Source organism: Streptomyces sp. MAR4 CNX-425, assembly GCF_048656465.1.
Taxonomy (GTDB): Bacteria; Actinomycetota; Actinomycetes; order Streptomycetales; family Streptomycetaceae; genus Streptomyces.
In genome coordinates this window covers 1-11,304 of sequence record NZ_JBMDLF010000025.1, presented here as the reverse complement: position 1 = coordinate 11,304, position 11,304 = coordinate 1, and the positions used below count along the sequence as shown (strand labels likewise).

10 protein-coding genes and 2 pseudogenes are annotated in these 11,304 nt (G+C 69.7%); 10 read left to right on the top strand and 2 right to left on the bottom strand.

Annotation, left to right across the window (positions count from 1 at the left end):
* Positions 1–7: 7 nt before the first annotated feature.
* On the bottom strand, positions 8–988 hold the full coding sequence (locus ACHZ99_RS33200; protein ID WP_420308562.1) for a GDP-L-fucose synthase family protein: 981 nt from the start codon (positions 986–988) through the stop codon (positions 8–10).
* A gap of 102 nt (positions 989–1,090) precedes the next feature.
* On the opposite strand from ACHZ99_RS33200, the gene ACHZ99_RS33195 reads away from it, so the two are divergent.
* From ACHZ99_RS33195 to ACHZ99_RS33150, 10 genes and pseudogenes are all read left to right on the top strand, one after another.
* The gene (locus ACHZ99_RS33195; protein ID WP_420308561.1) at positions 1,091–2,281 is read left to right on the top strand and encodes an RNA-guided endonuclease InsQ/TnpB family protein; all 1,191 of its coding nucleotides are present in this window, start codon (positions 1,091–1,093) and stop codon (positions 2,279–2,281) included.
* A gap of 95 nt (positions 2,282–2,376) precedes the next feature.
* Positions 2,377–3,390: a GDP-mannose 4,6-dehydratase gene (gmd, locus tag ACHZ99_RS33190; RefSeq protein ID WP_420308560.1), complete on the top strand. Its 1,014-nt coding sequence runs from the start codon at positions 2,377–2,379 to the stop codon at positions 3,388–3,390.
* 65 nt (positions 3,391–3,455) lie between these two features.
* The gene (locus tag ACHZ99_RS33185; RefSeq protein ID WP_420308559.1) at positions 3,456–5,597 is read left to right on the top strand and encodes a DUF7594 domain-containing protein; all 2,142 of its coding nucleotides are present in this window, start codon (positions 3,456–3,458) and stop codon (positions 5,595–5,597) included.
* Positions 5,597–6,052 carry a hypothetical protein gene (locus tag ACHZ99_RS33180; protein WP_420308558.1) on the top strand — a complete coding sequence of 152 codons (456 nt, stop codon included), beginning with the start codon at positions 5,597–5,599 and terminating at the stop codon, positions 6,050–6,052. Before ACHZ99_RS33185 ends, ACHZ99_RS33180 begins: the two co-directional genes overlap by 1 nt.
* Before the next feature lie 9 nt (positions 6,053–6,061).
* Entirely contained in the window at positions 6,062–6,901 is an 840-nt protein-coding gene (locus ACHZ99_RS33175) for a glycosyltransferase family 2 protein (protein ID WP_420302735.1), read from the top strand.
* A 30-nt stretch (positions 6,902–6,931) separates the two neighbouring features.
* A complete protein-coding gene (locus ACHZ99_RS33170; RefSeq protein WP_420308557.1) occupies positions 6,932–7,306 on the top strand; it encodes a hypothetical protein in 375 nt (124 codons plus the stop codon).
* The gene (locus tag ACHZ99_RS33165) at positions 7,303–7,548 is read left to right on the top strand and encodes a DUF397 domain-containing protein (protein WP_420308556.1); all 246 of its coding nucleotides are present in this window, start codon (positions 7,303–7,305) and stop codon (positions 7,546–7,548) included. Before ACHZ99_RS33170 ends, ACHZ99_RS33165 begins: the two co-directional genes overlap by 4 nt.
* Before the next feature lie 165 nt (positions 7,549–7,713).
* A pseudogene (locus ACHZ99_RS33160) lies at positions 7,714–8,825 on the top strand (replication initiator); the annotation flags it as partial.
* On the top strand, positions 8,825–9,049 hold the full coding sequence (locus tag ACHZ99_RS33155; RefSeq protein WP_420308555.1) for a helix-turn-helix domain-containing protein: 225 nt from the start codon (positions 8,825–8,827) through the stop codon (positions 9,047–9,049). The pseudogene ACHZ99_RS33160 and the gene ACHZ99_RS33155, both read left to right, overlap by 1 nt.
* Positions 9,049–10,330: pseudogene (locus ACHZ99_RS33150) on the top strand (tyrosine-type recombinase/integrase). Before ACHZ99_RS33155 ends, ACHZ99_RS33150 begins: the two are co-directional and overlap by 1 nt.
* A gap of 531 nt (positions 10,331–10,861) precedes the next feature.
* Here ACHZ99_RS33150 and ACHZ99_RS33145 read toward each other — a convergent pair.
* Positions 10,862–11,161 (bottom strand): hypothetical protein, encoded by a 300-nt coding sequence (locus ACHZ99_RS33145; RefSeq protein WP_420308554.1) that lies wholly within the window; start codon positions 11,159–11,161, stop codon positions 10,862–10,864.
* Positions 11,162–11,304 lie beyond the last annotated feature (143 nt).

Sequence of the window (11,304 nt, the reverse complement as noted above, 5' to 3'; positions counted from 1 at the left end):
GTGGGCGTCAGGCGCCCGCCGGCGCCGTACCGCGCCAGTGCTCATACACCGCCGCGATGCCGTCCCGCAGCCCGATCTCCGGCCGCCAGCCCAGCTCCGTGATCCGGGAGACGTCCAGCAGTTTGCGCGGCGTCCCGTCCGGGCGGCTCGCGTCGAAGGCGATACGCCCCGGGTAGCCGACGACGTCCCGTACGGTCTCGGCCAGCTCCCGGATCGACAGGTCCTCGCCGCACCCGACGTTGACCGGCGCGTCGTCGTCGTAGCCGCGCAGCAGCGCGAGGCACGCGCCCGCCAGGTCGTCCACGTGCAGGAACTCCCGCCGCGGCGTCCCCGTACCCCAGAGCACGACCTCGTCCGCCCCCGTCTGGCGGGCTTCGTGGAAGCGGCGGATCAGCGCCGGCAGCACGTGGCTGGTCTCCAGGTCGAAGTTGTCGTCCGGCCCGTACAGGTTCGTCGGCATCGCCGAGATGTACGCCGCGCCGTACTGCCGCCGGTACGCCTGCACCTGCTCGATGCCGGCGATCTTCGCCAGCGCGTACGCCTGGTTGGTCGGTTCCAGCGGCCCGGTCAGCAGCGAGTCCTCGCGGATGGGCTGTTCCGCCAGCTTGGGGTAGATGCACGACGAGCCGAGGAACAGCAGCCGCCGTACGTCCGCGGCGTGGCTGCCGGCGATGACGCTCAGCTGGATGCGCAGGTTGTCCTCAAGGAACTGCACGGGGTAGCGGCTGTTGGCCATGATGCCGCCGACCTTCGCGGCCGCCAGCACCACCGCGTCGGGCCGTACGGCCGCCAGCCAGGCCGCCGTCCGCTCGGCGTCCCGCAGGTCCAGTTCGGCGCGGGTGCGGCTCAGCACCTCGTACCCGTCGGCGGTCAGCCGCCGGGCGACGGCCGAGCCGACGAGTCCGCGGTGGCCCGCGACGAAGACGCGCGCGCCGGGCGGGAGGAGATCGTCGCCGACGGGCGGGGACGGTTCGTTCGATGCAGTCATCGGACTTGCGGGGCGGTGGCTCCCGGGCTCAGGCCAGGGACGGAAACCCCTTCTCCCTTCGTTGGTGATGCCGTTGTCAGTGGCGGGAATTACATTCAGCATGTGTCCCGATACCGTCTGCGACCCACGAGCGAGCAGCAACGAGTCCTTGCCTCGCACTGTGCGCATGCCCGGTTCGTTTGGAACCTGGCCGTCGAACAGCACTCTTGGTGGACACCTCGCCGCGGGTCGGCTCCAGGGTATGTCGCCCAAGCTCGGCAGTTGACCGGGGCACGTGCGGAGTTCTCTTGGCTGCGGGCAGGATCACAGATGGTGCAGCAACAGGCACTGAGGGACTTCGCCCAGGCGATGGCGAACTACTTCGCCGGCACGCATGGACGCCCCACCTGGCGGAAGGCCGGACGGCACGAGGGCTTCCGGATTGTTGCGGTCAAGCCCGAGTGCGTTCGGCGACTGGGCCGCCATACGGCCGAGGTGCGGATACCGAAGGCCGGGTGGGTGCGCTTCCGCCTGTCCAGGCCGGTGCCCGACGGGGTGAAGTCGTATCGCGTGACGGAGGACCGTGCCGGCCGCTGGCACCTCGCCTTCGCCGCCGTGCCCGATCCGATCCCCGCCCCCGGCAACGGTGCCACCGTGGGTGTCGACCGCGGCGTGGCCGTGGCCGCTGCCTTGTCCACCGGCGAACTGCTGACCATGGCAGGGCTGCGTCCGTCGGAGGGTCGGCGGCTGCGCCGGCTGCAGCGGCGTCTGGCACGCTGCCGACGTGGTTCGAGGAGGCGGCACCGGGTGAAAGCGGCCGTGGGACGGATGCATGCCCGCGAAGCCGACCGGCGCAAGGACTGGGTCGAGAAGACCAGTACCGATCTGGCCCGCCGATTCGACACGATCGCTCTGGAAGCGCTGAGCATCCGGGCGATGACCGCCTCGGCACGCGGGACCGCGGCCCAGCCGGGGCGGGGTGTGAAGGCGAAGGCACGGTTGAACCAGGGCATCCTCACCGCCGGATGGGGGGCGCTGGCCCGGCGGCTGGAGCACAAGGCTCCTGGCCGCGTAGTCACCATTGACCCGGCGTACACGTCGCAGCGCTGCTCGGCCTGCGGGACCGTGGACCGGGAGGCGCGCGAGAGCCAAGCCGTCTTCCGTTGCCGCGCCTGCGGACATACGGGCAATGCCGACGTGAACGCCGCCAGAAACATCAGAACGGCTGCCGGGCGGGCAGTCGCTGCGCGGGAAGGGCCACGGGTTGCCGGGCCGGTGCACCGCGAACCTCAACGCGATCGCCTCTCGGTCTGAGTGTGGATCGGGTTGGAATCCCCGCCTCCGGGCGGAGGAGGACGCCAAAAGTACGGATTCTGCCATCCGGCGGAATAATCAAGGAGAGGGAACCCATGGGCAAGACGGCCCTCATCACCGGCGTCACCGGCCAGGACGGCTCGTACCTCGCCGAACTGCTGCTCGCCAAGGGCTACACGGTCCACGGCCTCGTACGGCGCTCGTCGTCGTTCAACACCGAGCGCATCGACCACATCTACGAGGAGCCGCAGGACCCCGGCCGCCGCCTGGTGCTGCACCACGCGGACCTCTCCGACGGCGTCGCGCTCGTGAACCTGCTGCGCGACCTGGCGCCCGGCGAGGTCTACAACCTCGGCGCGCAGTCCCACGTCCGGGTCTCCTTCGACGCCCCGCTGTACACCGCGGACGTCACCGGCCTCGGCTCCATGCGGCTGCTGGAGGCCGTCCGGGCCGCCGGGATCGACACCCGGATCTACCAGGCGTCGTCCTCGGAGATGTTCGGCTCCGCCCCGCCGCCGCAGAACGAGCGCACGCCCTTCCACCCGCGCAGCCCGTACGGCTGCGCCAAGGTCTTCGGCTACTGGTCGACGGTCAACTACCGGGAGGCGTACGACCTCTTCGCGGTCAACGGCATCCTCTTCAACCACGAGTCGCCGCGCCGCGGCGAGACCTTCGTCACCCGGAAGATCACCCGCGCCGTCGCGCGGATCAAGGCGGGGCTCCAGGACCGCCTCTACATGGGCAACCTCGACGCGATACGCGACTGGGGCTACGCCCCGGAGTACGTCGAGGCGATGTGGCTGATGCTCCAGCGCGACGTGCCCGACGACTACGTCGTCGCCACCGGGGAGGCGGGCAGCGTCCGCCAGTTCCTCGACGCCGCGTTCACCACCGCCGGGCTCGACTGGACGGAGTACGTCCGCTTCGACCCCAAGTACGAGCGGCCCAGCGAGGTCGACGCGCTCATCGGGGACGCCACCAAGGCGGGCGACCTGCTCGGCTGGAAGCCCCAGGTCAAGTGGCCCGAGCTGGCCCGGATCATGGTGGAGGCGGACATCGCGGCGCTCGACGCCGAGCTTGCCGGCACCACCGTCAGGATCGACAGGTAAAAGCGGATATTCTTCTCCTGGACTCGCGACGCGCGGCCGCAGGGGACGACGGCCCAGGGGGGCACATGCACAAGCGCAAGCACCGGCAGAAGCACAGAAGGACGCGGCAGTGGGGCGCGCTCGGGGCCGCCGTCGCGGTGGCGACCGGCACGCTGGTGACGGCCGGCGTCACGTACTCCTCGCCGGAGGCCGGTGCGGTCACCCCGCCGGTGGCGATGACCGCCGACGACCTGCCGACCTGGCAGACCAACGGCGTGGTGTGGTCCATGGCCGAGTCCAACGGCGTGGTCTTCGCCGGCGGTACGTTCTCCGCCATCCGCCCGCCCGGCGCGGCGGCCGGCACCGACGAGACGAAGGTGGCGAACTTCGCCGCGTTCGACGCCGCGACGGGTGAGCCGACCGGCTGCGAGCTGGACTTCACGATCGGCTCCGGCACCGCCACCGTGCGCGCCCTGACCGTCTCCCCCGACGGCAGGACGCTCTACGCGGGCGGCGAGTTCGCCTCCGTCAACGGCACCTCGCGCAGCCGCGTCGCGGCGATCGACATCGCCTCGTGCAGCGTGAAGACCGGCTTCGACGTCGGCGGCGTCTCCGCGCGCGTCTACGGGCTCGACGCCGCGGCGAGCGGCCGCCTGTACATGGCCGGCGACTTCAAGTCCGTCCGCGGGACCAGCCGGGTGAAGTTCGCCGCGGTGAACGCGAGCACCGGCGCGCTGACCTCCTGGAAGGCCAACGCGGGCCCGGACCGGGCCGGCCGGGTCATCGAGGAGACCCCGGACGGGAACAACGTCGTCCTCGGCGGCGACTTCAACGGCCTCAACGGCGACGCCGACGTGCACGGCCTCGCCGTCGTCCGCGCCGACACGGGAGCGACCGTACGGGCCTACAAGGGCGTCAGCAACAACAAGAACAACCCGTACGAGATGCACTGGAACTCCCTCGTCAAGGGCATCCACATCGACGGGACCGGCATCTACACCGCCCACGAGGGCCACGGCGGCGGCGTCTTCGACGGCCGGCTCGCGATGAACCTGGGCGGGTCCTTCACCGAGCGCTGGCGGGACACCTGCCTGGGCGCCACCCAGGACGTCACCGTCTACCAGGACGTGCTGTACAGCGTCTCGCACGCCCACAACTGCGGCAGCATGGGCCAGTTCCCGGAGCTGAACGAGCGGCAGCACATGCTCGCCGAGTCCGTGGACGACCCCACGCCGCTGCTGTCCTGGTTCCCCGACACCGACGACGGCCCGTCCGGCACCGAGCAGATCGGCCCGCGCGTCATGGCCACGTCGTCCAGCGGCGGCAAGGACTACATGTGGATCGGCGGTGAGTTCACCCGCATCCAGTCCAACGGCAACAAGAAGCAGCAGGGCCTCGTCCGCTTCGCCAACACCCCGGACAGCCGCAAGCCGGTCGCCGGCCCCACCGCCGTGACCGCGGCCAACGTCGACGGCGGCGTCCGGCTGCGCTGGAAGGCCGGCTGGGACCGGGACGACAGCAAGCTGACCTACACCCTCTACCGCAACGGCGAGGCGCTGGCCACCAAGCCGACGCTGGACTCCAACTTCTGGACCCTGCCGCAGGGCAGCTTCACCGACAGGGACGTCCAGCCCGGCACGACGTACAGCTACCGGATCGCCGCGAGCGACGCCGCCGGCAACACCACCGCCAAGTCCGAGGCCGTGCAGGTGACCACGCCGGGCACGCCGACGGAGACCACACTGGAGAGCACCGCGACCGCGGACGCGTACGTCAACGGCGCGGCGGTCGACGCCAACTACGGCACGCACAACATCCTGCTCGTCAGGAAGACCTCCCCGTACCTCGGCTACCTGCGGTTCTCGCTGCCCGAGGCGCCCAGCGGAATGACGCTGAAGTCGGCGAAGCTGACGCTGCGCACGACGAACGACGCCAGCGCGGGCACCTCGGACACGATCGGTGTGCGGCCGGTCACCGGCAGCTGGTCGGAGTCGGAGGTGACGTACGCCAACCGGCCGTCGCTGTCGTCGACCGCCCTCGGCGAGTTCACCGGCGCGACGGACCTGGACACCGAGTACACCGCGCCGCTGACCACCGCCGGCCTCACCGGCTCCCTCGGCGGCACCCTGGACGTGGCGCTGACCAGCGACGGCACCGACGCCTGGTGGGTGCGGGCGCGGGAGACCTCGTACGACCCGAAGCTGACGCTGACGTTCGGAGCGAACTGATGCGCGCCGCCCGTACGACACGCAGAACAGCCGGCACCCTGACGGCGGCGGCCGCCGCCCTGACCCTGGCCCTCGCGGGCTGCAGCGGCGACGACGGCGGGGACGACGACGCGGCGGCCAAGCCGTCCGCGTCCCAGCCGGCGGACGACCGCACCCCGAAGGACCCGGGGCCCGAGTCCGGGAAGTCCGACGACACCGAGAAGGTGCCCGAGGAGGACCTGGAGCGAGCGGAGGGCGAGTTCTCCGAGAAGGAGAAGACGTACCTCAAGGACCGGGTGCCCGAGGGCGTGGACCCGGCGGCGATCCTGGAGGCGGGCGAGGAGGCCTGCGCCAAGATCGAGAGCGCGGCGGCGACGAACGACGAGCTGGCCCGGGAGGCCATCCGCTCCGGTGACATCGCCCACGCCGAGGAAGCCGTCCGCACCCTGTGCCCCGAGTACGAAGACCTGCTGTAGGAGCCCGAGTTGAAGCCACTGCCCATCGTCGTCGCGATACCGACCAAGAACGAGGCCGAGAACATCGCGACGACGGTGCGGTCCGTCATCGACCACTTCGAGGCCGTGGTGGTGGTCGACTCGGACAGCACGGACGACACCCGCGCCCTGGCGAAGGCCGAGGGCGCCGAGATCGTCCCGTACACCTGGGACGGCAAGTACCCCAAGAAGAAGCAGTGGTGCCTGGACCACGTCCGCCCCGAGCTGGACTGGATGCTCTTCGTCGACGGCGACGAGACCCCCAGCCCGGAGCTGATCGCCGAGCTGCACCGCATCTTCGACCCGACCGCGGACGGCTCCCGCCGGGTGGCGCCGGCGGCGTTCGACATCCCCCTGGGCTACTGGTTCGCGGGCAAGCGCCTGCGCCACGGCTACACCATCGTCAAACGCGCCCTGATGGACCGCACCCGCGTCCGCTTCCCGGAGCTCGGCGACCTCGACGCCCCCGGCATGGGCGAGCAGGAGGGCCACTACCAGCCCCTAGCCGACGGCGAGGTGGTGCGGCTGCGGGCGACGCTGGAGCACGAGGACCTCGACCCCGTACGCACCTGGTTCGACCGGCACAACCGCTACTCCGACTGGGAGGCGTGGCTCGAACACCACCCGGAGGTCCGCGAGGAGATCCGCGTCGCCAAAACCCGCCAGGGCCAGCTCTTCCACCGCGCCCCGCTGAAGCCGCTGGTGTCGTTCGCGTACGCCTACGTGTACAAGCGCGGCTTCCTCGACGGCCGCGCGGGGCTCGACTACGCGCTGGCGATGAGCTTCTACCGCTGGCAGATCGGTCTGAAGACCCGCGAGAAGAACGCGTAGCCCGCGGTTCACCCTCACGGCGCCGGTGCCGTGGCGGTACTGGGGCAATCAGACGAGGCGGTGTCGGACCCGGACGGCATAACCCGCGAGGGGATGTTCGTGGCGGCGGTGGGCGACCGGCAGCGGGATAAGTTCGCGTCGTACTCGCAGGAGTACATGGCGTACGAAGCCGAGACGGTCGCCCTGAGCCGCGACCAGCCCCTCTACGTTGCAAACAGAGGAGTATGTCCGAGCGGGGCCTGCACCCCGGGCCTCCGGGACCCGCTCGTCATCCTGGAAACACCCGAACACGAGCACCCTGCCTACGCTGAAAGCCAGGCGGGCGGAGTGCTCAACGCTGATGCGCAGAGAGCCAATATCGCGATGTGCCGCCGTGACATGATCGCGGGCTTGGAGGAGCGATGAAGGACAGGCTCGACTGGTTCAAGTCCAGCTACAGCAAGGACGAAGGCGGCGCGTGCGTCGAAGTAGCTGTCGCCTGGCGCAAGTCCACCTACAGCAACAACTTCGACGAAGCCTGCGTCGAGGTCGCCCCCGTCCCCGGCGCCGTCCACGTCCGCGACTCCAAGGACCCCGCCGGCCCCCACCTCTGCTTCACCCCCGAAGCCTGGTCCGCCTTCCTCACCCACACCACCACCCCCGCCTGACCACCCGCCCCGCACCGTCGCGATCACGCGGATGACCCGGGCATGGGCTGGACCCCGGCCCGAACCATCCTTTGCTGTCCGGCCTGTCCTCACCCGGCGGGAGGAAGCGGCTGAGGAGGTATCGGTGGTGCCCTTGAAGGCTGCTCCCGAGCCGCGGCCGCTCCCCGCAAGACCGTGCCCGACACCGCCCGCACTCATCCCCGCGTCTTCGTCACCCTCACCGCACCCTCCTTCAGCCCGTCCACAACCGCCCCGACACGCGGCCCTGCCGCTGCGGCACCCGCCACGAACCCACAGACCCCCTGCTGGGCACGCCGCTCAACTCGGCGACGTACGACTACGCGAGCGCGGTCCTCTTCAACGCCCACGCCGGAGCCCTGTGGGCTCGCTTCACCACCTACCTGCGCCGCGAGCTCGCCGTCCGGCTCGGCCTCACCCAGAAGGCCGCCCGCGCCGTCCTGCGGGTCTCCTTCGCCAAGGTCGCCGAGAACCAGAAGCGCGGCCTGGTCCACTTCCATGCAGTGATCCGACGCGACGGACCCGACGGCAGCGACCAGCCCCCGCCCTCGGACGCCACCGTCGCCGTGCTCACCGACGCCATCCGCGCCGCCGCGCCGCGCGCCCGCATCTTCATCGAGTCCGACGCGGCCGGGGAACGCGAACTCGGCTGGGGCCAGCAGCTCGACGTGCGCGAGATCGCCGCTTTCGGCACCGACGCCGAATTCAGCGACCAGGCCGTGGCCGCCTACGTGGCGAAGTACGCCACCAAGTCCGCCGACGCCTCCGGCGCCCTCGACCGCTCCCTGTTCTGCCGCCCCTGCCAGGGACGCGGCGCCACCCTCCTGCCCCACGGGGCCCCTCTCCCGTGCACCGCCTGCGACGGCACCGGACAGACCCGGCCCCTGCTCCGCCTCGCCGTCGCCCGGCACGTCCGGCAGATGATCCGCACCTGCTGGGAGCTGGGCAGGCTGCCGGAGTTCGCCGACCTCAAGCTCTGGAAGTGGGCGCACATGCTCGGCTTCCGAGGCCACTTCTCCACCAAATCCCGCCTCTACTCCACCACCCTCGGCGCACTGCGCGACGCCCGCCGCGCCTGGTGCACCCAACAGGCCCGCGCCCACGCCGACCTGCCCGAACCCGACCCGACGACCACGCTCGTCGTCCGCCAGTGGGACTACCTCGGCTCGGGCTACAGCCCCGGCGCCGCGCTCCTCGCCGCCCACGTCTGGCACCGCAGGGAACAGGAACGGCAGCTCGCGGCCGAAGGGGGCTACTGATGGCCTCGCCCTCGCTCGCCGACCTCCACACAGAACTGGTCCCGGAGCTGGATCTGCTCACGGTGCCCCAGGTCATGGCCCGCCTCCAGCTCGGCCGCTCCGCCGTCTACGACCTTCTCCGCACCGGCCAGCTCGCCTCGATCACCCTCGGCCGCGCCCGCCGCATCCCCACCCACGCCCTCACCGACTTCATCCACACCCGCATGGAACAGGAAGCCGCCTGATGACCACGCCCCGCCCCGCTTCGTCCCGCCGCTCCCGTACCCGTGCGAACGGCGACGGACCATCTACCAGCGCAAGGACGGACGCTGGGAAGCCGCCGGATACGTACTCGCCCCCGGCAACACCCGCAAGCGCATCCGCGTCTACGGCACCACCCGCAAAGACGCGATGACCAAGCTCACCGAGAAGATCGCCTCCAGCAACCGCGGCCTCCCCGTCGCGACGGCCGACAGCACCGTGAGCGCCTACCTCGCGTACTGGCTGGACGGCGTCGCCGTGCACCACCTGCGGGAGAACACCCACACCCGCTACGCCGCCTCCATCCGCCTCCACCTCAACCCCGGTATCGGCGCCAAGAAGCTCGCCCGGCTCACCACCCGCGACGTCCGCACCTTCCTCGACGGACTCCGCACCACCTGCCAGTGCTGCGCCCAGGAACGGGACACCGACCGGCGGTCCTGCTGCGCCATCGGCCAGTGCTGCGAGAAGCGACTGTCACCGCTTACCGTGACGTATGTCCACGCGGTCCTCAAGTCCGCCCTGGAACACGCCGTCCGCGAGGACGAACTGCCGCGCAACGTCGCCCGGAACGTCAAGACGACCACGCCCCGCCCCAGGCGTTTCCAGCCCTTCACCGCCGCCGAAGCCCGGCAGTTCCTTCAGTCGGCCGGCGACGACCGGCTTCACGCGCTGTACGAACTGGCCCTGCGCACCGGACTCCGCAAGGGCGAACTCCTCGGCCTCCACTGGGAAGACCTCGATCTCGACGGCGGCACCGCCACCATCCACCGCTCGCTCCAGCGCACCCGCAGTCAGGGCCTGACCGTCCTGAACACCAAGACCCTGGCCTCCGAGCGGCGCATCGCCCTCCCCACCGAGTGCATCAACTCCCTCAAAATCCACCAGGAACGGCAGCAGGAAGAACGCCAGGCGGCCGGAACGGGATGGACGGACAACGCGCTCGTCTTCACCACCCCGAAGGGCAGGCCGCTCGACCCCACCAACCTCACCGCCGCTTCCGCCGCCTCCTCCACAAGGCAGGACTCCGGACGATCCGCTTCCACGACCTCCGCCACTCGACCGCCACCCTGCTCCTGGAACAGGACGTAGACCTCGTCGTCATCAAGGAACTCCTCGGCCACGCCCACATCGGCGTGACCGCCGGCGTCTACGCCCACGTCCGACTCCGCCTCCAACGCCAAGCCATCGACACCCTCGGCACCGCCCTCGGGTGGACTGACGACGACCTCAACGACCCACCTGCCGCAGCCATCGTCCGCTGACGTTGCCGTCACCGTTGCCGTCAAACGCCCTCCCAAACCACTGCTGCCCCCACCGGATTCTCCGGTGGGGGCAGCAGTGTAATTCCTCAGACATCCCTACAGGGAATCGCCCCAGGAAGGCATCTCAAACCTCGACCCGCACGCCTCCGTGCGAGAAGTCGAGAGATTTAATTCCTATTTCTTCGATCCCTCTCGGATTGGATTCCCACGGCCGGAACCCAACAATCGGACGCGGAGACCCGCCTCCCCAAGAATCCCAAGAATCGAAGTAGATCGAAGCTCTGACTATTGGCCCATAAGGACCAACAGCCACGGGCTCCTCAATCGATTGCTGGATGGCATCCAGTACTTGTCCCACCCGGCCAGCATCGACCCTCTCCTGAGTGCTCCAACAGCCGAGCCAGGACACCGGCGGCAGCGATTCAGGGGACCGCAGGCATACCCAGGTCCTCTCGGGAAGCTCACCATCCCCACGCAGCACGTACGCCGTGAAGTGTACGGAGGACTCCAGTCGGACAGCCCATGCCTCCACTAGTTCCCTCCAATCATCATTTCAATGAGTGTATCCGGGTGCATCCGCCCATCCAGAACGCGGTTCCTTATCTCCTCGGTTCTGTTATTTCCGTCAGCGATATGCAGCCGGGATCCGGGAAGATTTATATCATCCCCAGGAGCGAAATCCTTGAACCCGGTAATGGGTTCACGCCCATTCGGCCCACCGAATCGGATCAGGTCGTCATTACTCAGCGAAGTCACACCGCCATGCCCTGCATCGGCGCTGCCATACATCTGCTCGCGAGTCGCAGGGTTCCCCTGGATGCGGTCCAACATCTCACTCGCCTTTGCATAAAAACGCGTCGGCCTCTCATGGACCGGGAGGTCAGCGAGCTTTCCGTTGCAGTTGTGGACGAGGACCGGCGTGGCCCCCGCCAGCACATGGTACGTGTGCTACGCGACCCCTCTCTATCTGCGTA